Source organism: Mesorhizobium sp. ORS 3428, from assembly GCF_001854785.1.
Classification (GTDB): domain Bacteria; phylum Pseudomonadota; class Alphaproteobacteria; order Rhizobiales; family Rhizobiaceae; genus Mesorhizobium.
In genome coordinates, this window is record NZ_MDFL01000115.1 from 16,036 (window position 1) to 40,355 (window position 24,320).

At 66.3% G+C, this 24,320-nt stretch carries 24 protein-coding genes; 11 read left to right on the plus strand and 13 right to left on the minus strand.

Features of this window, described 5'->3' with window-relative positions:
• The 6 genes from ORS3428_RS13155 to ORS3428_RS13180 form a co-directional block, all read right to left on the minus strand.
• Complete coding sequence (locus ORS3428_RS13155) at positions 1-861, minus strand: ABC transporter permease (protein ID WP_071098328.1); 861 nt, start codon at positions 859-861, stop codon at positions 1-3.
• Positions 862-919: 58 nt separating this feature from the next.
• Entirely contained in the window at positions 920-1,924 is a 1,005-nt protein-coding gene (locus ORS3428_RS13160) for an ABC transporter substrate-binding protein (RefSeq protein WP_071098329.1), read from the minus strand.
• A gap of 67 nt (positions 1,925-1,991) precedes the next feature.
• The gene (locus ORS3428_RS13165) at positions 1,992-3,464 is read right to left on the minus strand and encodes an aldehyde dehydrogenase (RefSeq protein ID WP_071098330.1); all 1,473 of its coding nucleotides are present in this window, start codon (positions 3,462-3,464) and stop codon (positions 1,992-1,994) included.
• Between the two features lie 18 nt (positions 3,465-3,482).
• Positions 3,483-4,520 carry an LLM class flavin-dependent oxidoreductase gene (locus tag ORS3428_RS13170; protein WP_071098331.1) on the minus strand — a complete coding sequence of 346 codons (1,038 nt, stop codon included), beginning with the start codon at positions 4,518-4,520 and terminating at the stop codon, positions 3,483-3,485.
• Complete coding sequence (locus tag ORS3428_RS13175) at positions 4,517-6,310, minus strand: alpha/beta fold hydrolase (RefSeq protein WP_071098332.1); 1,794 nt, start codon at positions 6,308-6,310, stop codon at positions 4,517-4,519. Before ORS3428_RS13175 ends, ORS3428_RS13170 begins: the two co-directional genes overlap by 4 nt.
• A complete protein-coding gene (locus tag ORS3428_RS13180) occupies positions 6,303-6,890 on the minus strand; it encodes an amino acid synthesis family protein (RefSeq protein ID WP_071098333.1) in 588 nt (195 codons plus the stop codon). Before ORS3428_RS13180 ends, ORS3428_RS13175 begins: the two co-directional genes overlap by 8 nt.
• Before the next feature lie 137 nt (positions 6,891-7,027).
• Between ORS3428_RS13180 and ORS3428_RS13185 the strand changes: the two genes are divergently transcribed.
• Positions 7,028-7,702 carry a GntR family transcriptional regulator gene (locus ORS3428_RS13185; RefSeq protein ID WP_071098334.1) on the plus strand — a complete coding sequence of 225 codons (675 nt, stop codon included), beginning with the start codon at positions 7,028-7,030 and terminating at the stop codon, positions 7,700-7,702.
• A 188-nt stretch (positions 7,703-7,890) separates the two neighbouring features.
• Here the strand turns inward: ORS3428_RS13185 and efp are convergent, their stop codons facing one another.
• Positions 7,891-8,460 (minus strand): elongation factor P, encoded by a 570-nt coding sequence (gene efp / locus ORS3428_RS13190; RefSeq protein WP_071099241.1) that lies wholly within the window; start codon positions 8,458-8,460, stop codon positions 7,891-7,893.
• A gap of 129 nt (positions 8,461-8,589) precedes the next feature.
• Between efp and epmA the strand changes: the two genes are divergently transcribed.
• Positions 8,590-9,636, plus strand: a complete 1,047-nt coding sequence (gene epmA, locus ORS3428_RS13195; RefSeq protein ID WP_071098336.1) for an EF-P lysine aminoacylase EpmA — start codon at positions 8,590-8,592, stop codon at positions 9,634-9,636.
• Between the two features lie 6 nt (positions 9,637-9,642).
• On the opposite strand, the gene ORS3428_RS13200 is transcribed toward epmA, so the two are convergent.
• Genes ORS3428_RS13200 through ORS3428_RS13215 form a run of 4 tightly spaced genes read right to left on the minus strand, consistent with a single transcriptional unit; the run spans position 9,643 to position 13,992 of the window.
• Positions 9,643-10,470, minus strand: coding sequence for an ABC transporter permease (locus ORS3428_RS13200; RefSeq protein ID WP_071098338.1), 828 nt, complete (start codon positions 10,468-10,470; stop codon positions 9,643-9,645).
• A gap of 2 nt (positions 10,471-10,472) precedes the next feature.
• On the minus strand, positions 10,473-11,753 hold the full coding sequence (locus ORS3428_RS13205; RefSeq protein WP_083355127.1) for an ABC transporter permease: 1,281 nt from the start codon (positions 11,751-11,753) through the stop codon (positions 10,473-10,475).
• A gap of 8 nt (positions 11,754-11,761) precedes the next feature.
• The gene (locus tag ORS3428_RS13210) at positions 11,762-12,814 is read right to left on the minus strand and encodes an ABC transporter substrate-binding protein (RefSeq protein WP_083355128.1); all 1,053 of its coding nucleotides are present in this window, start codon (positions 12,812-12,814) and stop codon (positions 11,762-11,764) included.
• Positions 12,811-13,992 carry an ABC transporter ATP-binding protein gene (locus tag ORS3428_RS13215; RefSeq protein ID WP_083355129.1) on the minus strand — a complete coding sequence of 394 codons (1,182 nt, stop codon included), beginning with the start codon at positions 13,990-13,992 and terminating at the stop codon, positions 12,811-12,813. Before ORS3428_RS13215 ends, ORS3428_RS13210 begins: the two co-directional genes overlap by 4 nt.
• A gap of 296 nt (positions 13,993-14,288) precedes the next feature.
• On the opposite strand from ORS3428_RS13215, the gene ORS3428_RS13220 reads away from it, so the two are divergent.
• Both ORS3428_RS13220 and ORS3428_RS13225 read left to right on the plus strand, forming a co-directional pair.
• A complete protein-coding gene (locus ORS3428_RS13220) occupies positions 14,289-15,677 on the plus strand; it encodes an aminotransferase-like domain-containing protein (RefSeq protein WP_071098340.1) in 1,389 nt (462 codons plus the stop codon).
• 4 nt (positions 15,678-15,681) lie between these two features.
• On the plus strand, positions 15,682-16,947 hold the full coding sequence (locus ORS3428_RS13225; protein ID WP_071098342.1) for an NAD(P)/FAD-dependent oxidoreductase: 1,266 nt from the start codon (positions 15,682-15,684) through the stop codon (positions 16,945-16,947).
• Here the strand turns inward: ORS3428_RS13225 and ORS3428_RS13230 are convergent, their stop codons facing one another.
• Complete coding sequence (locus ORS3428_RS13230; RefSeq protein ID WP_071098344.1) at positions 16,948-17,364, minus strand: VOC family protein; 417 nt, start codon at positions 17,362-17,364, stop codon at positions 16,948-16,950.
• 194 nt (positions 17,365-17,558) lie between these two features.
• On the opposite strand from ORS3428_RS13230, the gene ORS3428_RS13235 reads away from it, so the two are divergent.
• From ORS3428_RS13235 to lpxK, 6 genes are all read left to right on the plus strand, one after another.
• On the plus strand, positions 17,559-18,902 hold the full coding sequence (locus tag ORS3428_RS13235) for a TldD/PmbA family protein (RefSeq protein WP_071098346.1): 1,344 nt from the start codon (positions 17,559-17,561) through the stop codon (positions 18,900-18,902).
• Position 18,903: 1 nt separating this feature from the next.
• Positions 18,904-19,698 (plus strand): 3'(2'),5'-bisphosphate nucleotidase CysQ, encoded by a 795-nt coding sequence (locus ORS3428_RS13240; RefSeq protein ID WP_071098348.1) that lies wholly within the window; start codon positions 18,904-18,906, stop codon positions 19,696-19,698.
• Positions 19,699-19,773: 75 nt separating this feature from the next.
• Positions 19,774-20,019 carry a DUF4170 domain-containing protein gene (locus ORS3428_RS13245; RefSeq protein WP_071099245.1) on the plus strand — a complete coding sequence of 82 codons (246 nt, stop codon included), beginning with the start codon at positions 19,774-19,776 and terminating at the stop codon, positions 20,017-20,019.
• A 5-nt stretch (positions 20,020-20,024) separates the two neighbouring features.
• Entirely contained in the window at positions 20,025-20,801 is a 777-nt protein-coding gene (locus ORS3428_RS13250) for a lysophospholipid acyltransferase family protein (protein WP_071098350.1), read from the plus strand.
• Positions 20,798-22,114: a lipid IV(A) 3-deoxy-D-manno-octulosonic acid transferase gene (gene waaA / locus ORS3428_RS13255; RefSeq protein WP_071098352.1), complete on the plus strand. Its 1,317-nt coding sequence runs from the start codon at positions 20,798-20,800 to the stop codon at positions 22,112-22,114. Before ORS3428_RS13250 ends, waaA begins: the two co-directional genes overlap by 4 nt.
• A gap of 74 nt (positions 22,115-22,188) precedes the next feature.
• Positions 22,189-23,226 carry a tetraacyldisaccharide 4'-kinase gene (gene lpxK / locus ORS3428_RS13260; protein ID WP_071098353.1) on the plus strand — a complete coding sequence of 346 codons (1,038 nt, stop codon included), beginning with the start codon at positions 22,189-22,191 and terminating at the stop codon, positions 23,224-23,226.
• A gap of 152 nt (positions 23,227-23,378) precedes the next feature.
• Here lpxK and ORS3428_RS13265 read toward each other — a convergent pair whose 3' ends face one another.
• Positions 23,379-23,612: a DUF2093 domain-containing protein gene (locus ORS3428_RS13265; RefSeq protein WP_071098355.1), complete on the minus strand. Its 234-nt coding sequence runs from the start codon at positions 23,610-23,612 to the stop codon at positions 23,379-23,381.
• 114 nt (positions 23,613-23,726) lie between these two features.
• Between ORS3428_RS13265 and ORS3428_RS13270 the strand changes: the two genes are divergently transcribed.
• Complete coding sequence (locus tag ORS3428_RS13270; protein ID WP_071098357.1) at positions 23,727-24,314, plus strand: hypothetical protein; 588 nt, start codon at positions 23,727-23,729, stop codon at positions 24,312-24,314.
• The last annotated feature ends 6 nt before the right edge of the window (positions 24,315-24,320 follow it).

Consider the following 24,320-nt stretch of genomic DNA (forward strand, 5'->3'; position numbering starts at 1 on the left):
TCAGAGCCCTCCGCCGAGGCGCCTCGCGCCCACCAGGCGAAGCTGGATCGCATAGAGCGCCATGGTGACGACGAGCAGCACGAGGGCGGCAGCACTTCCYAGCCCCCAGTTGAGCAGCGACTGCACCGTCTGGGCGATCATCTCGGCGAGCATCATGTTCGACGTGCCGCCGAGCAGCGCAGGCGTCACGAAGTAGCCGAGCGACATGACGAAGACCATCAACCCGCCCGCGGCGATCCCGGGAAGCGACAGCGGCAGGAGGATGCGGCGGAACGCCTGGAGCGGGCCTGCGCCGCAAAGGGCGGCGGCGCGCAGCGTCATCGGGTCGATCGCGCGCAGCGTGCCGACCAGCGGCAGGATCATGAAGGGCAGCATGATGTAGACCATGCCGATGGTGACGCCGGTGAGATTGTTGATGAGCGGCAGCGGCTCATGCGTGATGCCAAGGCCCATCAGCGCCCGGTTGATCACGCCGGTGCGCTGCAGAAGCACCATCCACGCATAGGTGCGGGTGAGGAGGTTGGTCCACATCGACAGGATGATGATGCCGAAGACGATCGAGCCGAGCGCCGGCGGCATGATCGCCAGCATCCAGGCGATCGGAAACGCCACAACGATGGTGACTGCGGTGACGACGGCGGCGACCAGGAAGGTGTTGAGGAACACCCGCACATAAGTGCCGCTGCCGAAAAGGGCTGCGTAGTTCTGCAGGCCGGGCTCCGGATCGGTGACGCTGCGCAGCAGTAGCGCGACCACCGGCACGATGAAGAACAGGCCGACCAGCGCGAGGGCCGGCAAGGCCCCGCCGCTGCCGGCCGGCAGGCCGGCAAAAGATTGGCGTCTGAAAGCGCTTCCCGTCATGGAACGTTCCGTCCTTCGAGCGGGGCGCGATTGCCACGCCCCGCTCTTGTCTTGGCGGCTACTTGGTCTGCCAGGCGTACCAGCGCGTGGCGATCTCGTCGCGATGCTCGGCCCAGTAGTTCATGTCGAGGTTGATCTGGCCGTCGACATGCGCATCAGGCAGACCCTTAACCACGTCGGCGGGCATCTCGGCCTTGGCCTTGGTGTTGATCGGCGCATAGCCGCTCGCCTCGGCGAACTTCGCCTGGCCGGTCGGGCTGGTGGCGGCGGCGAGGAACTTCATGGCGCTGTCCTTGTTCTTGGCGCCCTTCGGGACGACGAGAACGTCGGCGGCGGTGAGGTTCTGATTCCAGGAGACGCCGACATCGGCGCCGTCCTTCTCCAGCGCGAAGACGCGGCCGTTCCAGAGCTGGCCGAATGCAGCTTCGCCCGAAGCGATGAGCTGCTGCGATTCGGCGCCGCCGCCCCACCAGACGATGTCCGACTTGATCGTGTCGAGCTTCTTGAAGGCACGATCAAGGTCGAGCGGATAGAGCTTGTCCGCCGGCACGCCGTCAGCCAAAAGCGCGATCTCGATCACGCCCGGCGCAGACCATTTGTAGAAGGTTCGTTTGCCGGGAAACTTCTTGGTGTCGAACATGTCGGCCCAGCTTGTCGGTTCGCCGGAAACGGCGCCCTTGTTCCAGGCGAGCACGAAGGAATAGTAGAAGCTGCCGACGGCGTATTCATTGCTGAAGCGCGGATCGAGGTCGGCCTTCGGCACGGCGGCGAAGTCGATCGGTTCGAGCAGCCCGTCTTTCGCCGCCTTGATGGCGAAGTCCATCTCGACGTCGACGACGTCCCAAGTGACGTTCTTCGCGTCGACCATGGCCTTCAGCTTGCCGTAGTCGGTCGGGCCGTCCTGCAACACCTTGATGCCGGAGCTGGCGGTGAACGGCTCGGCCCAGGATTTGGTCTGCGCCTCCTGCGTGGTGCCGCCCCAGCTGGTGAACACCATTTCATCGGCCTTGGCGGCGGTTGCAGACAGCAGTCCGGCGAGAATGCCGGCTAAGATCAGTTTCATCTCATTCTCCTCTGATTTCTCTGTTCCGTTTCTTGTTTTTTTTCTGTGCATCCACGCCATGCCGTTCTCAGCGCATGACGAAGGGATCGGGGATCGGCTCGTCCGAGGTCTTGATCMAGACGGATTTCGAGCGCGTGTAATCGCGGATGGCGTCCAGCCCGCCTTCGCGGCCGAGCCCCGACAGGCCGTAGCCGCCGAAGGGGACGAGCGGCGAGACGGCGCGGTAGGTGTTGACCCAGACCACGCCGGCATAGATGTCGCGCGCCATGCGGTGCGCCTTGCCGAGATTTGAGGTGAAGACGCCGGAGGCGAGGCCGAAGGGGGTGTCGTTGGCGAGCGCCAGCGCTTCGGCCTCTGTATCGAAGGCAAGCACGCTGAGCACCGGGCCGAACAGCTCCTCGCGTACGCAGGGCAGATTGATGTTGCCGGCCTCAATGATGGTCGGCGCGTAATAGAAGCCGGCGCCGATTTCTGGCCTAGCCCCGCCAGTGACCAGCGTGCCGCCGGCGGCGAGGCTTTCGGCTACGATATTCTCGATCCGATCGCGCTGGCGCAGCGTTGCGAGCGGCCCCATTTCGGTCGCCGGATCCTGCGGGTCGCCGATGCGGATCGCTTCGGCCTTGCGCTTCAGCCGGCCGAGGAATTCGTCCTTCACGGAGCGTTCGATCAGCAACCGCGATCCGGCGACGCAGCTTTGACCGGATGCGGCAAAGATGCCGGCGACGACCGCATTGGCGGCGCTGTCGAGATCGGCGTCGGCGAAGACGACGACCGGGCTTTTGCCACCGAGCTCGAGGGTCGTGTAGGCGAGGTTCTCCGCCGTGTTCCTGACGATGGCGCGCGCCGTTGACGGCCCGCCGGTGAAGGCGACGCGCGCGACCAGCGGATGGCTGGTCAGGCGCCGTCCGCAATCCTGCCCGAAGCCGGTGAGGATGTTGACAACGCCGGCTGGAAAGCCGGCTTCGCTAACCAGCTCGGCGAGGGCGAGCAGCGGCGCCGGGCCGTCCTCGGAGGCCTTGAGCACTACCGTGCAGCCGGCCGCCAGCGCCGGGCCGAGCTTGACCGCCGAGAGGAAGAGCTGCGAGTTCCACGGCACCACCGCCGCAACAACGCCGATCGGCTCGCGGCGGATGGTGACGTCGAGGTCCGCCTTGTCGATCGGCACATGCGCGCCTTCGTGCTTGTCGGCAAGCCCGCCATAGTAGCGGTAGTAGTCGCCGACATAGGCGATCTGGGCACGGGTCTCGCGGATGATCTTGCCGGTGTCGCGCGTCTCCAACTCGGCCAGCCGTGCGGCATTGGCGGCGACGAGGTCGCCGAGCCTCACGAGGAGCTTGCCGCGCGCGGTCGCCGTCATCGACGCCCAAGGCCCCGAGCGCAGCGCGCGGTGCGCGGCCTCGACGGCGCGATCGACATCGGCTTCGGTTGCCGCCGGCATCTTCGCCCATGGCACGCCGGTCGACGGATCGATGCTGTCGAAGGTCGCGGACGGCTCGTCGAAGCGGCCGTCGATGAAGTTCCTGAATGCGGCGTCGGTCATGGCCTTGTCCGTTCGCGGTCAGATGAAGGCCGGCATCACCCGGTCGATGAACAGTTGCAGCGATTTCTTCTTGCGCTCGTGCGGAAGGCCGCTGTCGATCCAGATCGAATACTGGTCGTAGCCGAGCGCTTCGTAGGCCTTCAGCCGGGCGATGACCTCGCCCGCTTCGCCGATCACCAGGTTCTTGCGGATCTTGTCTGGCGCATATTGCGGCATGGCGGCAGTCTCGTCGGCCGTGAGCGGCTCCAATATGCCTTGGTGCACCGGCTTCTTGTTCTGGAACCAGGCGCCGAACTGGCAATAGAATGTCGACAGATCCTTGCTGAGCCGATCGGTCTCGGCTGCATCCTCGGCAACGAATGTATGCATCAGGAGCATGATCTCCGGTCGTTCGATCTCCGGATGCGCGGCGCATGCGGCCTCGAAGCGCTGCATCAGGCTCGCGACCTCATCGTCGCCGGAAGCCAGCGGCGTTACCTGCACCTTGCACTTGTTGGCAACGGCGAAGTCGTGCGAGTTCGGATCGCGCGCGGCCACCCAGATCGGCGGGTAAGGTTGCTGCAAGGGCTTGGGTGAAGAGGTGGTCGGCGGGAATTGCCAGAACTCGCCGGAATGCGCGTAGTCACCGTCCCAGAGGCCGCGGATCGCCGGGATCATCTCGCGCATGCGCTGGCCGGCGGCCCAGGCATCGAGCCCGGGGAAGAGGCGCTGATATTCGTAGCTGTAGGCGCCGCGGGCGATGCCGACATCCAGCCTGCCGCCGGTGATGATGTCGGCCATCGCCGCCTCGCCGGCTAGTTTGATCGGGTGCCAGAAGGGCGCGATGATGGTTCCGGTACCGAGACGGATGCGGCTGGTCTTGCCCGCCAGATAGGCGATGTTGATGAACGGATTGGGCGAGATGGTGAACTCCATCCCGTGATGCTCGCCGATCCAGGCCGTCTCGAAGCCTGCCTCTTCCGCCAGCAGCACCAGCTCCCCCAACTCGCCCAGAAGCTCCGAATGCGGCTTGCCGAGATCCGAGCGTTCCATATGCACGAAAAGCGAGAATTTCATCCCTGGTCRCCTGTGTTGAGGGGAACGACGGCGCTCCTGGCGAGCGGCCGCACCTCGCCTTCGACCTCGTTGCCGACATAGACCCCGAAAGCATCCTCGGTGCATTCGCGCACATAGCGGGAAAGCATGGAGCGGATTGCCGGGTCAGTAATCTTCAAGCTGCTGATGGCGTCGATGTCGACGAGCCGGATGCCGCGATCGCTCGACGCCGGCACATCGAAGGTGCCGCGATAATAGACATGTGTGCGTGAAACATCTCCGGCGTCGTCCCACACGGCGAAAAGGAAGCCGAGCTGCGCTTCGATGGCCTTTGCGGCAAGAAGCCCCTTGAGACTTTTGCCGTCGCCAGCCGAACCCAATCCTCGTCCTCTCGGCAGTTCGAACGAACCGTCCGGCGTTTCGAGGAACAGGATCCTGCCGGCGTTTTCGAGGATGGCGCCGACATCGGTGCCGGGCTGGGCGGCGGCGAGCGCCTCCTGGCTGAGGCCGGGCGTGATGTAGGCGCCGCGGCAATAGCCGAGCGGCTGCGCAGAATTGTGCTGGAAATCGCGAACGCGGCCGATGAGGATCGAATGGTCGCCCGCATCGACGAGCCGCTCCAGATCGCAGTCGAAGGAGGCGACCGCGCCGTCGATGACCGGGCTGCCGGTCTGCCCCGGCCGCCAGGCGACGGAAGCGAATTTGTCGGCTGCCTTCGAGGCGAAGACGCCGGAGGCTGCCTTCTGGTTTTCGCTGAGCACGTTGATGGCGAAGCTTTTCGATGTCGCGAACACCGGATGGCCGAGCGCCTTGTGGGCGATGCAGACAAGCACCAGCGGCGGGTCGAGCGATACGGAGGTGAAGGAGTTGGCGGTGAAGCCGCGCGGTTCGCCTTCCGGCCCGATGGTGGTGACGATGGTGACCCCGGTCAGGAAGGAGCCAAGGGCGCGGCGGAACTCGCCGCTGTCCAAGCCGGCCTGCGTTGCATCGTCCACGCTTGCATCCTCGCTGAGGAAGCCGGCGATGTGTCGGGTGGTGAACTCTGGATCCGCCACCGCCATCATGTGCCTTTGGCCGGCAAGCACGACACAGCGGCCGTGCGGTGCGAGCCTTGCCATGGCGGCCGACATTGCCGGCGAGGAGTTCTTGTCCTCCGAGCCGGTCATGAACAGGGCGGGCACCGCGAGCGCCCGCAAGCGATCGGCGTGGTCGCTGTCGGYGCGCGCGAACAGGCGGTAGGTGCGGGCATAGCCTTCGGGATCGACCTCATTCAATGCCGTCGCTGTCTTCTCGGCAGCCGCCTTGAGCCCGGGCGGAACCGGATCGCCGAACCAGCGCGCAATGGTCTGGGCGGCACCCGCGGCGTCGCCGCGGCCGGCGAGGGCAGCCGCGCGCTTGCGGACAGCTTCGGCGAGTTCGGGCGGCCGACGGAAGACAGCGTTGAGCGAAACGATGCGGTCAACGCGCTCCGGCGCCAGAAGGGCGAGTTCCTGCGCGACGAGCGCGCCCATCGAGTGGCCTACGACCGATACGCGGTCGAGGCCGAGATGGTCGAGCAGCCGGATCGCCTGCCTGGCATAGTCGGCCAGCTCCGGTGCCTGTGGCGGCAGCGGCGAGCGGCCGTGGCCAAGCATATCGATGGCGATGACGTCCCAGCGGTCCGCCATGCGCTCGATCTGCGGCTGCCAGATCGCCGCGTTCATGCCGACGCCGTGAATGAAAAGCACCGGCGCGCCCGATCCGGCGCGGATGAAGCTGGTGCCGTCGGGCGCGGCGGCCTGGGTCCATTCAAGTGCCGCGGAGTCAGCCATGCAGGTCCCCGAGCTCCTTGAGGTCCTGGTAGCGGTCGCCGATGCGATGATGCGGGCGGCCGCCGATCGAAGCGCCAAGCGCCACGACCAGCTCGTCCGGCGCGGGCGCATCGCCGATCTGGAAATGCACCGTCAGATAGTGCGAGCGCCGGCCCTCGTCGTTCTTGTCCATCAGCGGGATCATGATCGGCGTGTTCGGCCCGCCGCGCAGATTGGTGAAGGCTAGATAGGTCTTGGCGCCGACGGCGCRGCGATAATGATTGCCGAAATGCAGCGTGTGGATCAGCGCCGAGGCGTGCTCGACTTCGCCCGACGTGCCGCAGATGGCGGCCTTGCCGTAGCCTTCGATCGCCTCGCCAGAACCGGCTACGGCGATGATCTCGCGGGTTAGGGTTTCCCCGAGCACCGGCGCATAGGCGCGGATCTCGGGCGAGAGATCTTCGGTGAAACCTCGACCCGCCCAAGGGTTCGTCAACACGGCAGCGACACCGATCAAGCGCAGCGGCCTGGGGGCTGCCTTGCCGCCTTCGATCAGCGTGTTCTCGGTATAGGTGACGATCTTGCGAATGGCCGGCTGCATGGAAACCTCTGTCGGGCGACGCTGAGAAAATTGCGCCGTCTTCCTGCTTGTCTTATGGTATACCATACTATGGAGCACCAAATACCTTGTCAACTGGCCATGGAATCTGTTTTTGTGACCGCGCAGGGAGCAAGCACATGCAGGACGATACGCTTCGCATCGATCGCAGCGCCAAAACCTTGAGAACATTGGCTCTCGAGCGCATGCGCGAGGCCATCATGGATTTTCATTTCCAGCCGGGGGAAAGGCTGGTCGAGCGGCCACTTTGCGACCAGCTCGGCGTCAGTCGATCAGTCGTGCGCGAGGTCTTGCGGCAACTGGAGGCTGAGGGGCTTGTGCAGATGGTCCCCGGACACGGGCCGGCGGTGGCCAAGCCGGATCTCGGCCGCACCGACGAAATCTACGAGCTCAGGGCGCTGCTGGAAGGGATCGCGRCGCGCGCCTGTGCGCAATCGGCGACCAATGCGCAATTGGCCATACTGGAGCAAGCCCTCAGCGAACTCTTCGAAGCCTGGGCCTCGGGTAAGCCGCCGGCGGTGATGCGGGCGACGACGAAATTCTACGAAGCGCTGTTCGAGGCTGCGGATAAGCGGGTCGCCTGGGAGATCGTGAGTGGGCTGAATGTGCGCATCAACCAGCTGCGTTCGATGACGATCGCCTCGGCGAACCGACGCGAGCCGGCGATCGCCGAAATGAACGAGATCATGAATGCGATCAGGGCGCGCAAGCCGGAGGAGGCGGAAGCCGCAGCGCGGCGGCACGTCGAATCCGCCTGGAAAATCGCCCGCACAACGCTGCAGCCGAACGGCTAGCTGAGGGAGGTTCGGGTTGAGAAACCCCCGCCCAAATGCCCGGCCTCCGGATTTGCCCTTCACCTCGCGGTAAACGCAAATTCGCTTCGGTCAGAGCGTGGCGTCCAGACGGCTGGGAACCGTGCCAATGATAGGCCCGCCCGGTCGCAGGCGGGCCGAGCAATTGAACTGCAGTGAAACTCCGGCTCTCAGTCCTTGGCGCGCTCGACGTAGGAGCCGTCGGCGGTCATCACCACCACGCGGGTGCCAGCGGTGATGTGCGGCGGAACGGCGGTGCGCACGCCGTTGGAAAGCACGGCCGGCTTGTAGGACGAGGACGCCGTCTGGCCCTTGGTGACCGGCTCGGTATCCACCACCTCGAAGACGGCGCGCTGCGGCAGCGTCAGCGAAATCGGCACGCCGTTGAACTGCGCGAGCTGCACGGCCATGCCTTCCTGCAGGTAGGGGGCCATGTCGCCGACCACGCCTTCCGAAGCCACGACCTGGTCGTAGCTTTCCGGGTTCATGAAATGGAAGCCTTCGCCGTCGGAATAGAGGAAGGTGTGCTCGCGCTCCTCGACATAGGCGCGCTCGACCATCTCGGTCGTACGGTAACGCTCCGAAACCTTCACCCCGTCGCCGATGCGGCGCATGTCGAGCTGCGTCACCGGCGTGCCCTTGCCAGGGTGGATGTTTTCAGCAAAGAGGATGACATAGAGCTTGCCGTCCTTATCGACGACGTTGCCTTTGCGTAAGGAACTGGCGATGACCTTGACCACGATATTCAATCCTAATCGAGTTTTTCGGCCTGCAAGCGTTGATTGCTATAAATCGGCTACGGCGGCCTTCGCGTGYGCCCTAGCGCATCTTGCGCCGAACCGCCAGCCTTCAGAGCGATTTTCCTGCCTATGAGTGACGCTTCGCCCTGGTGGACGCCGCATGTTCATGCCGATCGCCGGCCAAGGCTGATGGCGCGCAACGCCATAGCTGCCGCGCTTCGCGGCTGGTTCGGGACACGCGATTTCGTCGAGGTGACGACATCGGCGCTGCAGGTTTCGCCCGGCAACGAGGCGCATCTTGCCGCCTTCGCCACCGAAGAGGTCGCGCCCGACGCGTCGCGCCGGCCGCTCTACCTCCACACTTCGCCGGAATTCGCCTGCAAGAAGCTGCTTGCCGCCGGCGAGAAGCGCATCTTCAGCCTCGGCGCGGTCTGGCGCAACCGCGAGCGCGGGCCGCTGCACCATCCGGAATTCACCATGCTCGAATGGTACCGCGTCGGCCAGACCTATGAGAGCCTGATGGATGACTGCGCCGATTTCCTGGCACTCGCCGCGGAAAAGGCCGGCGCGAAAAGCTTCCGTTTCCGCGGCCGGGAGGCCGACCCGTTCGCCGAGCCGGAGCGGCTGAGCGTGGCGGACGCCTTCTTGGCGTATGGCGGCATCGATCTTCTGGCGAGCGTCGCCGCCGATGGCAGCACCGATCGCGAAGCCCTCCACGAGGCGCTGGTCGGCGCCGGCCTGCGCACCGCGCCCGACGACAATTGGGCCGATCTGTTCAGCCGGGTGATGGTCGAAAAGGTCGAGCCGGCGCTGGGGCAGGGGCGCGCCACCATCCTCTACGGCTATCCGGTCTCGGAGGCTGCCTTGGCCCGGCCGAGCGCGCAGGACCCGCGCGTTGCCGAGCGCTTCGAGCTCTATTGCTGCGGCGTCGAACTCGCCAATGCCTTCGGCGAGCTGACCGATCCGGCCGAGCAGCGCCGCCGCTTTATCGCCGAGATGGATGAGAAGGAGCGTGTCTATGGCGAGCGCTATCCGCTCGACGAGGATTTTCTAGCCGCTCTTGCCGTCATGCCTGAGGCGAGCGGATCGGCCCTCGGCTTCGACCGCCTGGTAATGCTCGCGACGGGTGCCGCCAGGATCGAGGATGTGGTCTGGGCGCCGGTGGCCGGCGCGTAGATCCGACTACCCTGCCGCGCGCGCCCGTTTCTGGCCGCGCCGCGACAGAAGGTTGGCGACGACCAGGAGCACGATCGACAGTGCCATCATCAGCGTCGCGGCGGCGGTGATCGCGGGGCTGAGCTTTTCGCGCAGGCCGATGAACATTTCGAGCGGCATGGTGCGCTGGCTGGCGCTGGCGAGGAACTGCACGACCACCACTTCGTCGAAGGAGGTGACGAAKGCGAAGGCCGCGCCCGATAGGACACCCGGCAGGATCAGTGGCAGCATCACCCGGAAGAAAGCTGTCACTGGCTTGGCGCCCGAGATCGCGGCGGCGCGCATCAAATTGCGGTCGAAGCCGGTGAGGCTGGCACCCACCGTCACCACGACGAAGGGGCTGGCTAAAGCCGTATGCGCCAGAATGATGCCGGCATAGGTGCTGGCCAGYCCGACACGCGCGTAAAACAGATACGAGCCGACGGCGGTGATCACCACCGGCACGATCAGCGGTGAGAGCAACAGCGGCATGACGATGCGGCGTCCGGGGAATTTCTCGTCGGAAAGCGCGATCGCCGTCAGCGTGCCGAGCGTGGTTGCGATTAGCGTCGTGCCGAAGGCCACAATCAGGCTGTTGCCGATCGCGTACTGCCAGCGCTGCGTGCCGAGCACCACCTCGTACCAGCGCGTCGAGATCCCCTCGAGCGGGAAGATGAAGAAGGCTCCGCTGTTGAAGGAGAGCGGCACCGGAATGAGGATCGGCACCAGCAGGAACAGGATCACCAGCCCGCACCAAAGCCAGAGCAGGGTGATGCGGATGCGTTCGCCGGTTGTCGGGTAGGGGGACAGGAGCATGGCTACACCAGCTTCAGGCGGTCGAGGCCGAGGATACGGGCGAAGATGCCGAACAGCGCCAGCGTGAAGACGAGCAATATGAAGCTCAGCGCCGCCGCCATCTCCCAGTTCAGCTCGACATTGACGTAGTTGGCGATGAAATTGCTGATCAGCTGGTCGCTCGCGCCGCCGATCAGCGCCGGCGTGATGTAGTAGCCGAGGCAGAGGATGAAGGTGAGCAGGCATCCGGCCATCACGCCCGGGAAGACCTGCGGAATGTAGACGCGGCGGAAGGCGGTGAACGGCCTGGCGCCGAGCGAATAGGCGGCCTTCATCTGCGAGGGCGGAATGGTGCGCATGACGCTGTAGATCGGCAGCAGCGTGAACGGCAGCTGGATATGCGTCATGGCGATGATCAAGCCCATGCGGCTGTACATCAGGTCGAGCCGGTCACTGGCGACGCCCAGCCAAAGCAGCATGTCGTTGACCAGTCCGAATTTCTGCAGGAGCACCGTCCAGGCGGCGGTGCGCACCAGGATCGACGTCCAGAACGGCAACAGCACGGCGACGATCAGGATGGCCCCCAGCCCCTTCGGCACATTGGCGATGAGGTAGGCGAGCGGGAAGCCGAGCAGCAGCGTCGCGAGGGTCACGGCCGCCGCGACGAAGAAGGTGCGCGCGAACACCTGGACGAAGATTGCCTGTTCGGGCGGCACACGCTCGATGCCGCCATCGGCGTTCCAGCGCAGGTCGAGCGCGCTGAGCAGGTAGAAGGAGGTTAGGCTGCGCGTGCCGCTCTGGATCGCCGGCCAGGTCGACGGCGCCGACCAGAAGGGCAGGGATTTCATGGCGTCGAGAGCGGCCTGGCCGTCGGCGTTTTCGAGCTTGCGCACCGTCTTCAGTATTTGGCTGCGCGCGCCGGGGAGGCGGGCGTTCAGGCTCTTGGCCAGCTCATAGGCTGTACCCTTGGCCTGGTTGTCCTTGAGGTCCGCGGCAAGCGCGGTGAAGGCCTCGTCGCCAGGCAGGCCCTGGCCGTTCCAGCCGGCGAGCGCCACGGTGGTTCGCGGCAAGGCGTCGGCAATGGTCGGATCGTAAACGGCGCGCGAAAGCAGCAGCACGATCGGGATGCCGAAGCTCAGCGCCAGGAGGATGAGCAAGGGTGCGGCCAGGAGCAGCGAGCGCAGCCGGTCGCCGAATTCGGCGCGGCGGAGCGCCGCCGACACGGATTTGAGATCCGCATCGGCGGCAGACCGGTCGCGGGCCAGCGTCGGCCGGTCGAGTTCGCTGGGCTGGAACGCCGACATCTTGGGTCCTACTGGGCAAGCCAGGCGTTGAAGCGCTTGACGAGGTCCTCGCCATAATCGCCCCAGAACTCGGTGTCGGCGACAAGATAGGCACCCTTGAGATGGTCCGGGGCGTTGGGCAGCTTCGGCAGCGCGTCCGCCGCCACGAAGGATGCAGCATCCGTGCGCACCGGCCCATAGGTGATGTAGCTGGCGAGCTTGGCGTTGTTCTCGGGCTTGCTGATATAGGCGAGGTACTTGTAGGCAAGCTCCGGATTGCGCGCGCCCTTGGGAATGCTGATCATGTCGTATTCGAGGATCTGGTCGTTCCAGACGATCTTGAACGGCTTCTTGTCGTTGTCGATGGCGTTCTGGATGCGGCCGTTCCAGGCAGTGGTCATCACCACTTCCTTGGAGGCGAGCAGCTGCGCCGGCTGCGCGCCGGCATCCCACCAGACGATGTCCTTCTTGATCGTGTCGAGCTTCTTGAAGGCGCGGTCGACACCCTCCGGCGTGGCGAGCACCTTATAGACGTCGGCAGGGGCCACGCCGTCGGCCATCAGCGCCCATTCGAGGTTCTGCGCCGGGAACTTGCGCATGGCCCGCTTGCCCGGGAACTTCGTCGTGTCGAAGAGGTCGAGCACCGAGCTCGGCGCCTCCTTCAGCACGGTCGGGTCATAGGCGAGGATGTCGCCGTAAGCATCGAGCCCGACACCGCAATCGAGGGCCGAGYCCTGGATGAACTTGTCGCGGGGCGCAATCTTGGAATAGTCGAGCCGCTCGAGAATGCCGGCATCGCAGCCCTGCAGCACGGTCGCGGTCTCGACCGTCACCAGGTCGATCGGCACGTTGCCGGTCTCGACCATGGCCCTGACCTTGCCGAGATCGCCGAGATATTCCTGCTCGAGGATCTTGGCGCCGGTCTCCTTGCTGAACGGCTCGAACCAGGCCTTGCGCTGCGCGTCCTGCCAGGCGCCGCCGCTCGCCATGATGGAGAGCTCGTCGGCCATAGCTGCGTGGCCGAACGTCATGACGGCCGTGGCGGCGGCCAGCGCGATGAGATGTTTCCTCACATAGTTCATGTCGGGTTCCCCTGTTTTGGAGTGGCGCCGGYCGTTCCGGCATCGGCCGGAAAGGCGCGGCAATCGTTGGGCGCGCAGGAAACCGTCACGGTCTCGCCGTTTGCCATGGTCGCCTCGGGGCCGACCTTCACGGTCAGCACCTGGTCGTTGGCGAGCCTGGCCAGAAGGCGCAGGTGGTCGCCGAGATAGATACGCCCGTCGACGGTGGCCGGGAGCGCGTTGCCGCCGGCGGGTGTGGGCGCCAGGTTCAGCCGCTCGGGCCGCACGGCGACATGGCAGGCGCTGCCTTGCGTGACGCCGACGGCCAAGGCGGTGATCTCGCCGCCGCCGTTGAGCCGCACGCGGCATTGCGAGCCCGAGACGCGGTCGACCACGCCTTCCAGCGTGTTGTTCTCGCCGATGAAACTCGCCACGAACGAGCTTTGCGGCGCGTTGTAGAGATCGTCGGGCGTGCCGAGCTGGGCGATCGCGCCCAGATTGAACACCGCGACGCGGTCCGACATCGTCAGCGCCTCGCTCTGGTCATGCGTGACATAGACGATGGTGACGCCGAGCATCGTATGCAGTTGCTTGATCTCGAGCTGCATATGCTCGCGCAACTTCTTGTCGAGCGCGCCGAGCGGCTCATCCATCAGCACCAGGCTCGGCTGGAACACCAGAGCGCGGGCAAGCGCCACACGCTGCTGCTGGCCGCCGGACAGCTGTGCCGGCCGGCGATCGCCGAACTGCCGGAGCCGCACCATATCGAGCGCACGCGCCACGCGGGATGCAATGTCGGCCTTGCTCACCTGGCGGACCGAGAGTGGGAAGGCGACGTTCTCCTCCACCGTCATGTGCGGAAACAGCGCATAGTTCTGGAACACCATGCCGATATTGCGCTGGTAGGGGGGCAGGCGGTCGACYGGCTGGCCTTCCAGCGTGATCGTGCCATGCGTCGGCCGCTCGAAGCCGGCGAGCATATTGAGCGTCGTCGTCTTGCCGGAGCCGGAGGGGCCGAGCAGCGTCAGGAATTCGCCGCGCGCGACGGTAAGGTTCATTCGCGTCACCGCGAAGGTGCGCCCGTCATACGACTTCTCGACATCGGTGAACTCGACGAATCCCCGGCCAGTGGAATCGGCGAGTGCGGCAAGCGAGGCCATGGCGGGGGTGGCCGRCATCGCAGTCCGGACGGCGCTCATTGTCCGCAGTCCCGGATGCAGCTGATCGATTCGAGATACGGTTTGCGATCCATGCCTCGTCCTCCCGGGAACCAGCCTGCCGCTCGGCAGATCGCCCGACTTGCATGGTCACACAATTAACCTGAAATCGACCATAGATGCGGACAACTTTGCCCGTCAAGGGAATTTTTGCTAAGTTGTGTGATTATTTTGACCGGACATCGAGCGGATGCCTGTCGGACAAGCTCTATTGTACGAGGCAATGTCTTATGCTAGATGCCCCACAAGTGAGACGTCAGCCCTAGTTCGAATCCCGTATGCTCCAAGATCTTCGCCTCACGGAGGATGAAAGTCCGGTCTATCGCCGTCTTGCCGACGCGATCGCCGAACGCATCGCCGCCGGCACGCTCGCGGTCGGCGACCGGCTGCCACCGCAGCGCGAGATCGCGCGTGCATTGGGTATCAACGTCACGACGGTGACGCGCGCGCTCTCGACTCTGCAGGAGCAGGGGCTGCTCGAGGCTAGGCCGGGGCGCGGCACCACGGTTGCCGCCCGCGACGTCGCCGAGCGGCCGGGCTTCGTGTCGGCGCCGAGCGACCAGAGCGGCATCATCGACCTTTCCGTCAACCGGCCGCCCACCTCCGCCTATCTCGACGCGGTCGCTGCGCTGCTGCCGCGGCTCCCCAAGGATCGGCACTATGCCTCTCTGCAGGACTACCATCCGCCGGAGGGGCCGCTTTGGGCGCGCGCGGCGATAGCCGACTGGCTGAGATCCGTCGCCGGTGATGGCGACCCGGGCCGCGTCGTGCTCGCAGCCGGCGCCCAGCATGGCCTCGACTGCGTTCTTGGCGCCGTTACCCGGCATGGCGAGGTCGTGCTCGCCGACGAGGTGACGTACCAGGGCATCAACGCGCTCTGCCGCGTGCACGGGCTCGACTTGCGGGGCGTCGCGATGGATCGCGGCGGCATGCGTCCCGACGCCTTCGAAGTCGCCTGCGTGCAGTTGCGTCCGCGCGCGGTCTTCCTGGTGCCGACGCTGCACAATCCGACGACGATTACGTTGAGCGAGCAACGCCGGCACGAGCTTGCCGCGGTTGCCCGCCGCCACAACGTGCTGATCATCGAGGACGACGTCTACCGTCCGCTGGCCGACGATCCGCCGCCGTCTTTCGCCAGTCTCGAGCCCGAACTGACCATCCATCTCGGCGCGCTGTCGAAATGCCTGGCGCCCGGCCTGYGCCTCGGCTTCGTCATCGCCCCGCGCCCCATAGCCGGCCAGATCGCGGCGGCGCTGCRCATCAACTGCTGGAGCATCAGCCCGCTGACAGCGCTGATCGGGGCAACGCTGATCGAGGAGGGGGCGGCAGCCCGCATCATCGAGATCCAGAAGCAGGAGCTGCGCCAGCGCCAGGCCATTCTGAGYGAGATCCTGGGGCGCTTCGACATCCAGAGCCACCCCACCTCGACGCATGCCTGGCTGCGCCTGCCTGAACCCTGGCGCGGCGCCGGCTTTGCCCGCACCTGCCTGGAACGCGGCGTCGCCGTGCTGCCGGGCGATGCCTTCGCGGTCGGCCGCGAGCCGGTGCAGCACGGCGTGCGCATCAATGTCGGCGCGGCCCGTTCGCAGGACGATCTGCGCACCGCGCTCACCGCGATGGCCGAGCTGCTCGCGGCCGGTCACCTGCAATTGCCCGGCTTCGYCTAAGACCATGACACCCGCATCCGCGTCGAAGCCAGCGCCGAAAATCGTCGAAATCGCCATTGTCGGTGCCGGCGTCGTCGGCCTGGCGACGGCATTACGCCTTGCCGGCGAAGGCCGCGAGGTGCTGCTCATCGACCCCAACGAGCCGGGTTCCGGCGCCTCGTTCGGCAATGCCGGAACGATCGCCGAATATGCCTGCATGCCGGTCGGCAATCCGGGCGTGCTGCGCGCGCTGCCGAAGCTGCTGTTCGATCCCGACAGTCCCTTCGCGCTGCGCTGGGCGGCGCTCTTCCAACTCGCGCCATGGCTGATCCGTTTCGTCCGCCAGTCTCTTCCGGCGGCCACCCGCGCCAACGCGTTGGCGCTCGCCGGACTGCTTGCCGAGGCCTTGCCGGCGTGGGAGGAGATGGCGGCGGAGGCTGGCCTCGCCGACCTGCTGCGTCGCAACGGCTGCCTGTACATCTACCGGCGTGAAGGCGATTTCGCTGCCGCGGCTGCTGGGCGGGCCATGCGCGCCAAGTTTGGCGTCCATCAGGAGGCGCTGACCGCCGAGCAGGTGGCCGCGCTGGAACCGCGACTGGCGGAGTTTCAGCCGCAGGGCCTGCTTTTCCCGGATTCAATCAATGTCAGCGATCCGAAGGCGGTGATGCAGCGGCTTGCGACGGCTGCCGCGGACCGCGGCGTCCAACTGGTGCGAGCAAAGGTAACCGGCCTCGCGCCGGACGCCGGCGGCATCCGGCTGAGCGGTCCTGGTCTTGGCATCACGGCGCGGACAGTCGTGGTCGCGGCAGGCGCCCGCTCACGGGCGTTGGCCACCCAGGCCGGCGACAGGATCCCGCTGGACACCGAGCGCGGCTATCATCTGGAATTCCCGACCGAAGCGCCGCTGCTCAACCGGCCGGTCTGCCCGGTCGATCTCGGCTTCTACATGACGCCGATGGAGGGCAGGCTGCGAGTCGCCGGCACCGTCGAGCTCGGCGGGCTTGCGGCGCCGCCAAACCCGCGCCGGCTGGCGCTGCTCGACCGCGGTGTGCGGCAGTTCTTTCCCGAACTCGGCCGGCCGTCATCCGAATGGCTGGGTTTCCGTCCGTCGCTGCCCGATTCGCGTCCGGTCATCGGCCGGTCCAGCCGCTGTCCCGGCGTCATCCACGCCTTCGGCCATGGCCATCTCGGATTGACGCTGGCGCCGATCACCGCGCGGCTGATCGCCGATGTGATCGCAGGACGCGGTGATCCGGCGCGTGTCGCGCCTTTCGCGGCCGACCGTTTCTGATTAGTGTGCGAATACCTGCTCCAGTGAGCGGAAGCCTTTGAACTCCAGGGCATTGCCAGACGGGTCGCGGATGAACAGCGTCGCCTGTTCGCCGGGCTCGCCCTTGAATCGCACCATCGGCCGTTCGAGCCAATCTATGTCGGAGCGGGCTTCGAGCCGCGCTGCGAGCCGCTCCCATTCGTCTATCAGAAGCACAGCGCCGAAATGCGGGATCGGCACGGCCACGCCGTCGACCTTGCCGTCGCGGGCGGCCTCGACCGCCCGCGGCCGCAAATGCGCCGACATCTGGTGGCCGTAGAGGTCGAAATCGACCCAGGTGGCGGATGAGCGGCCGATCGCGCAGCCCAGCACCTCGCCATAGAAGGCGCGGGTTTCGTCGAGATCGCGGACCGGGAAGGCGAGATGGAAAGGCGTCATGCGGGAAACTCCGAACAGGCAATTGTGCCGTAGGCGACCGCTCCGGCCGCCTTTGGGCGATTTGGTCGCGGCATCCTGATTGGCCTTCGCCCATTGCACAAGCGGCAATGGAACAATAGATGGTGCCGCAGCTTCCATAGATGGTGCGGCAGCGTCTTCCTCCGAGACCGCTTGAAACAAACAGGACAAATCGCATGGCCGATACGCTCGACGCAGCGAAACTGACCGACCGCGTCGCGGCGCTCGTCGAGGCGGCGAAGCGCGCCGGCGCCGACGCCGCCGACGCGGTCGCGGTGCGCGGCCGCTCGGCCGGCGTGTCGGTGCGGCTGGGCAAGGTCGAAGGCACCGAATCGTCGGAAAGCGAGGATGTCTCGCTGCGCGTTTTCGTCGGTCAGCGGGTGGCGAGCGTCTCGGCCACCGCCGCTTCCGATCCCAAGATGCTCGCCGAGCGCGCCGTCGCCATGGCGAAGGTCTCGCCCGAGGATCCTTATCAGGGTCTCGCCGATCCGGCGCTGCTCGCCCGCAATCTGCGCGATCTCGATCTCTTCGATCCGACCGAGGTTTCAGCCGATGAGCTGAAGGATGCTGCGCTTGCGGCCGAAGCGGCGGCGCTTGCCGTCAAGGGCGTCACCAATTCGTCCGGCAGCAATGCCAGCGCCGGCCTGGGCGGCCTCGTGCTCGCCACATCGCATGGCTTCCTCGGCCAGTATGTCGCCTCGCGCTTCTCGCGCGCGACCAGCGTCATTGCCGGCGAGGGTACGGCGATGGAGCGCGACTACGAGTTTTCTTCGCGCCAGCATTTCGCCGATCTCGACGCGCCGGAAGACATCGGCCGCAAGGCGGGCGAACGCGCCGTGCGCCGCCTCGGCGCCCGCAAGGCCGCCACCGGTCCCGTCGACGTGGTGTTCGACCCGCGCGTCGCGCGCGGCATTGCCGGCCATCTCGCCGGCGCCATCAACGGCGCGGCGGTGGCGCGCAAGACCAGCTTCCTGCGCGACATGATGGGAAAACAGGTGGCCTCAAGCGCGATCACCGTCACCGACGAGCCGCTGCGGCGCCGCGGGCAGGCCTCGCGCCCCTTCGACGGCGAAGGCGTCGAGGGCGAGAGGCTTTTGATGGTCGAGAAGGGTGTGCTCAACCACTGGTTCCTGTCGACCTCCGCCGCGCGCGAGCTCGGCCTCGCCACCAATGGCCGCGGCTCGCGCAACGGCTCTTCCGTTTCGCCGTCCTCGACCAACCTCGCCATCGAACCGGGCGAGCGCTCGCCGGAGGAGCTCATCGGCGCCCTGAAGCGCGGCTTCTACGTCACCGAGGTCTTTGGCCAGGGCGTCGACATGGTGACCGGCGAATACAGCCGCGGCGCCTCCGGCTTCTGGATCGAGAACGGCGCGCTCGCCTATCCGGTGGCCGAGGTGACGATCGCGTCCAACCTCAAGACCATGTTCCTCAACATGGTGCCGGCGAGCGACCTTGACCGCAATTTCGGCACTGCCGCGCCCACGCTCCTGATCGAAGGGATGACCCTTGCCGGTGCCTGACATGGCCATCTCAGCCGGGGCGCACGAGGACCTCGCTTTGCTGCGCGATGCCGCCCGCGAGGCGGGCACGATCGCCATGCGCTATTTCGGCCACAACCCGCAGGTGTGGATGAAGGGCGGCACCTCGCCGGTGAGCGAAGCCGACCATGCCGTCGACGCCTATCTGCGCGAGACCCTGCTCAAGGCGCGGCCGGATTATGGCTGGCTGTCGGAGGAGACCGCCGACGATCATGCCCGGCTGTCGGCCCGCCGCACCTTCGTCGTCGATCCGATCGATGGAACGAGGGGCTTTCTCGACGGACTGCATTCCTGGTGCGTCAGCGTCGCCGTGGTCGAGGACGGCCGCTCGCTGGCCGGCGTGCTCGCATGCCCGGCCAAGCAGGAGACCTACTGGGCGCTGCCGGGCGAGGGCGCTTTCCTCAACGGCCGGCGCCTCCAGGTGCGGGCGCTGGCCGACACCGTCGACATCGGCGGGCCGAAGCCGCTGGTCGACCGTATCCCCGAGAGCTGGCAGGGCCGGCTGCGCCGCATCGCCTATATCCCCTCGCTCGCCTACCGGCTGGCGATGATCGCCAACGGCAAGATCGACGCGACCTTCGTCAAGCCCAATGCGCATGACTGGGACATCGCCGCCGCCGACCTGATCCTCGCCGAAGCGGGCGGCACCCTGCTAGACCGCACCGGCAAGCGGCCGCTCTATGCCGGCGAGGTCACGAATCATGGCGCTCTGGCTGCCGGCAGTGGCGAACTGCTTGGTGTGCTTGCCGGCGTCATCGCCGAAGCTGACGAAGGGTGAGCCGGCCCACGGTTCCAAAACCGACTGCTTTGGTCTAGACCTTTCACAAAACTCATGAATCTGCGAAGGATCGGCATGCCCGTGGAAGACGGAAAGAAACAGCTTTTGCACCTGGTGTTCGGCGGCGAGCTGAAAAAGCTGGGTGGAACCGAGTTTCGTGATCTCGATGCGCTCGACATCGTTGGCATCTACCCCGACTATCAGTCGGCGCACGCCGCGTGGAAGGCGAAGGCGCAGGCCAGCGTCGACAATGCCCATATGCGCTATTTCGTCGTTCACCTGCACCGGTTGCTGGACCCGGAAACAAAAGCGGCCGGTTGACATCGATGGAGCATGAAGCGGTGAAGGGGGCGACCAGGCGCGCTGCCAGGCGTGGCGGGACGCGCATGCTGTGGCGCCGCATCCGCGAGCCGCTCGCCCAGTCGCGGTTCGTCAAGAATTTCATCGCCAGCCTGTTCGCCTGGTTCGTGCGCCTGATTCGCATCACCAGCCCGCTGGTCAAAGGATCGACGCAGGTCGCCGGCGGCGCCTACGCCCATCTCGAACCCGGCATCATCGCGCTGTGGCACGGCCAGCATCTGTTGACGCCGGCCTATTATCCCAAGGGCCGGCCGCTGGTCGCCATGGTCTCGCGCAGCGCTGACGCCGAGCTCAATGCGCTGATGCTGAACAGATTCGGCATCGAGGCGGTGCGCGGCTCCGGCGGCCGCGACAGTTCAAGGCATCTCGACAAAGGCGGCGCCAAAGCCCTGATCGCGCTCAAGAAATCGCTGGTTGCCGGCAAGAATGTCGCCATGATCGCCGACATTCCGCATGGCACGCCGCGAGATGCGGGGCTGGGCATTGTGTTGCTGGCCAGGCTTTCCGGCCGGCCGATCCTGCCTTCGGCGATCGCCACCAGCCGCCGGAAGGTGCTGGAGAGGAGCTGGGACAAGACCACCATCAACCTGCCCTTCGGCCGTTCCGCGGTCATCGTCGGATCGCCCGTCTTCGTGCCGGCCGACGCCGACGATGCCGAGATGGAGCGTAAGCGCCAGGAGGTCACCGCCGCGCTCAACGCCGCGACGGCCGAAGCCTACCGCCTCGTGGACGGCGCCAAATGAGCGAGCGTTGGGCTCGCGCGGCCCTGACGGCCTACCGCTATGCGGGGGCCGTCGCCTATCCGCTGATCGGACCTTACGTCGCCTGGCGCGCCTCGCGCGGCAAGGAGGACCGGGCCCGCCGCCGCGAGCGCTATGGCGTCGCCGGCAGGCCGCGTCCGGAAGGGCCGGTGATCTGGATCCATGCCGCCAGCGTCGGCGAGACGATCGCCGTTGTGCCGCTGGTCGAATCGATTCTGGACTACGGCGTCAACATCGTGCTGACGACCGGCACGGTGACTTCGGCACATGTTGCCAATGAGCGGCTCGGAACCCGCATCATCCACCAATATGTGCCGCTTGACCTCAAGCCGGCAGTCAGCCGCTTCCTCGACCACTGGCAGCCGGAACTGGCCATCATCGCCGAGTCGGAGATCTGGCCGATGACCATCCTGGAGCTCGGCGCCCGCAATGTGCCGCAGGTGCTGGTCAACGGACGGCTTTCCGACCGCTCCTTCCGTTCATGGAAGAAGCGCGCCAGCGTCGCCGAGGCGCTGTTCGAGAACCTTGCCCATGTGGTTGCCCAGTCGGATGTCGACGGCGAGCGTTTCCGCGTGCTCGGCGCCCGGCCGGTCACCGTCTCCGGCAATCTCAAGGTGGATACCAGTCCGCCGCCGGTCGACGAGCGGGCTCTGGCGATGCTGCAGCGCCAGATCGGCAGCCGCCCGACCTGGGCCGCGACCTCGACCCATGACGGCGAGGAGGTCGTCGCGGCGGAAGTTCATGCGACCTTGCACAAGCGCCACCATGGCCTGCTGACTATTGTCGTGCCGCGCCATCCCGACCGCGCCGACGCGCTGGCCGCGCAGATCTCCGGCATGGGGCTGAAGGTCGCGCGCCGCAGCAAGGGCGACCGGATTTCGCCCGACACCGATATCCTGCTCGGCGACACGATCGGCGAGATGGGGCTTTACCTGCGGTTGACCGAGATCGCTTTTGTCGGCCGTTCGCTGACCTCCGAAGGCGGCCAGAACCCGCTGGAGCCGGCGATGCTCGACACGGCCGTGCTTGCCGGCCGCAACGTGCAGAATTTCCGCGAGGCCTATCAGCGCCTGCTCGACCGCGGCGGCGCCAAGCTGGTGCGCGACCGCGACATGCTGGCCGGCGCCGTCAATTTCCTTTTGACCAACGAGGCGGCGCGCCACGAGATGATGGCGGCGGGGGCGGCGACCGTCGACGAGATGCGCGGCGCGCTCGCCCGCACGTTGAAGTCGCTCGAGCCCTATATCCAGCCGCTGGTCGTCAAGGCGCGCCTGAAGGGCGCCAACGGGCGCTAGCGCATGACCCCAAAAATCGAACCCGATTTTTGGAAAGGATCATGCGCAAGAGCACATTGCGCGGAGCTGATGCCATGACCAGCGAAGCGCCGCCCTTCTGGTGGGAAAAGCCGGACTGGCGAGTGCTGGCGCTGTCGCCGGTCTCGGCCGCCTATGGGATGGTGGCGGGCCGGCGCATGCGGCATGCGCCGCGCGAAAAGGTCGGGGCGCCGGTGCTCTGCGTCGGCAATTTCACCGTTGGCGGCAGCGGCAAGACCCCCGTCGCCATCGCGCTGGCGAAACAGGCAAAGCGCATGCAACTGAGGCCCGGCTTCCTGTCGCGCGGCCATGGCGGCTCCTTCGGCAAGCCGCATGTCGTCGATGCGCATCACGACGCCGCCAAGCATGTCGGCGACGAGCCGCTGCTTCTGGCCGAGCACGCGCCGGTGGCGGTGACGCCCAACCGCGCCGCCGGCGCGAAGCTGCTGCTGGAAGAGCATGGCTGCGACTTCCTGATCATGGATGACGGCTTCCAGTCGGCGCGCATCCATATCGACTACGCGCTGGTGGTGATCGACGCGCGCTTCGGCATCGGCAACGGTCGCGTCATTCCCGGCGGGCCGCTCCGTGCCAGGATCGTCGACCAGTTGGTCTTCACCAGCGCATTGTTGAAGATGGGCGAGGGGACCGCCGCCGATACCGTGGTGCGCCAGGCGGCGCGCGCTGGCCGGCCGATCTTTCTGGCGCATGTCAAGCCGACCAAACGGGCGCGGTTTGCCGGCGGCCGCTTCCTCGCCTTTGCCGGCATCGGCCATCCCGAGAAATTCTTCGAAACGGTGCGCGGCGCCGGCGGCGAGGTCGTAATGTCGCGCGCCTTCCCGGACCATCACTTCTACGCGGCGGATGAACTCGCCGACCTTGCAGCGCTCGCGCAGCGCGAGGGACTGCGCCTCGTCACCACTGCCAAGGACGCCGCCAGGCTCCGCCACGGCACGGCACCCTCGGGCTTCCTCGATCAGCTCGACGTGCTCGATATCGACGCGGTGTTCGAGCTCGACCATGTGCCGAAGCGCATCATCGACGAGACGCTCGATGCGTGGCGGCTGCGCAAGATGCGGATGTCGTCATCTTAGGGCGGAGCGACGCGAAGCGGAGCGCAGACGTCGGCTAAAAAGCACTGGGAATCAAGAGGTTACACAGACTGGCAGCGCTGCTGCGAGGTCGCGGTATGGATCCCAGGATCTCCGCGACGGAGCTTCGCCCTAGGATGACGAAGTTGAGGCGTCTACCCCCGGCTTCTCAGCTCCGGATGCATTTCCACCTCGCGGCGCAGCGACGCGGCCGCGTTCGCATAGGGCTCCTGCCTGGCCACGCTCCAGTATTTGAGCTCGTCCAGCGGAATGCTTTCGCCCGTGACGGCGCAGCGCACGAACGCGCCGGGGCTCGTCACCTGGAAGTCGCCATCGAGGTAGCGGATGCGCGCTTCCTTGCCGCCGGGGCCTTCAAAACGGTTCATCATGAAATGGCGCTTAAGTTCATCGGGGGTTCAATCGCCACAAATCGTCGGCGAGGTCAAGCTTGACGCAATGCTCATGTAATATTGCTTGGCCGGCACATTGGTTCCGGAGCCGGCATGGATATCAACTCGACCCGCCTGACGTCGCTCCTGAAAGAGGCGCTCGCGCCGCTGCCGGTGCCGTCGTCCAAACCCGACCCGGCGACCGCCGCGCTGGTCAAGGCGCTGGTGCAGCCGCCGGCCCCTTCGACGGTGCAGTCTGCGCAACTCGCTGCGCAGACACTGAACGGCTCGTTGGGCACGCCGCCGGCTCAACCGTCCCAGCGCCTGTCCTCGGCCGAGATCGAGAGCGCCTACAGAGCCGTCATGGAAGCTGGCACCGATGGGGCCCAGGCAAGGGCTTCGAGAGGCAGGCAGCCAGCGGCGGATGCCGGCCAGCCTTCGCGAGCGCCGGCCCAGGCCCAGCCGGCCGCCGTCGACAATACGCCGAGGGTTGCGGCGACCCCGCCGCCGGCGACCTTTTCGCCGACCATTGCTTCGACAGTCCTGGTTGCAGCAAACGCCAACGCGCCGCAGCGTGGAGGCGCTCGCCCCGGCCATGCTCCGCGATCCGAGCCCGGCCACACACCGCTATGGATGGTATCGATCGTGACGGCCATCGTCTCGGCCGTGACCACCACGATCGTGCTGATGCTGCTTCGCTGACCGGGG

Coding starts and splice junctions, on each gene's coding strand:
- ORS3428_RS13160 (WP_071098329.1), bottom strand. CDS start 1,924: ATGAAACTGATCTTAGCCGGCATTCTCGCCGGACTGCTGTCTGCAACC.
- ORS3428_RS13170 (WP_071098331.1), bottom strand. CDS start 4,520: ATGAAATTCTCGCTTTTCGTGCATATGGAACGCTCGGATCTCGGCAAG.
- epmA (WP_071098336.1), top strand. CDS start 8,590: ATGAGTGACGCTTCGCCCTGGTGGACGCCGCATGTTCATGCCGATCGC.
- ORS3428_RS13205 (WP_083355127.1), bottom strand. CDS start 11,753: ATGTCGGCGTTCCAGCCCAGCGAACTCGACCGGCCGACGCTGGCCCGC.
- ORS3428_RS13225 (WP_071098342.1), top strand. CDS start 15,682: ATGACACCCGCATCCGCGTCGAAGCCAGCGCCGAAAATCGTCGAAATC.
- ORS3428_RS13230 (WP_071098344.1), bottom strand. CDS start 17,364: ATGACGCCTTTCCATCTCGCCTTCCCGGTCCGCGATCTCGACGAAACC.
- ORS3428_RS13235 (WP_071098346.1), top strand. CDS start 17,559: ATGGCCGATACGCTCGACGCAGCGAAACTGACCGACCGCGTCGCGGCG.
- ORS3428_RS13240 (WP_071098348.1), top strand. CDS start 18,904: ATGGCCATCTCAGCCGGGGCGCACGAGGACCTCGCTTTGCTGCGCGAT.
- ORS3428_RS13245 (WP_071099245.1), top strand. CDS start 19,774: ATGCCCGTGGAAGACGGAAAGAAACAGCTTTTGCACCTGGTGTTCGGC.
- ORS3428_RS13250 (WP_071098350.1), top strand. CDS start 20,025: ATGGAGCATGAAGCGGTGAAGGGGGCGACCAGGCGCGCTGCCAGGCGT.
- waaA (WP_071098352.1), top strand. CDS start 20,798: ATGAGCGAGCGTTGGGCTCGCGCGGCCCTGACGGCCTACCGCTATGCG.
- lpxK (WP_071098353.1), top strand. CDS start 22,189: ATGACCAGCGAAGCGCCGCCCTTCTGGTGGGAAAAGCCGGACTGGCGA.
- ORS3428_RS13265 (WP_071098355.1), bottom strand. CDS start 23,612: ATGATGAACCGTTTTGAAGGCCCCGGCGGCAAGGAAGCGCGCATCCGC.
- ORS3428_RS13270 (WP_071098357.1), top strand. CDS start 23,727: ATGGATATCAACTCGACCCGCCTGACGTCGCTCCTGAAAGAGGCGCTC.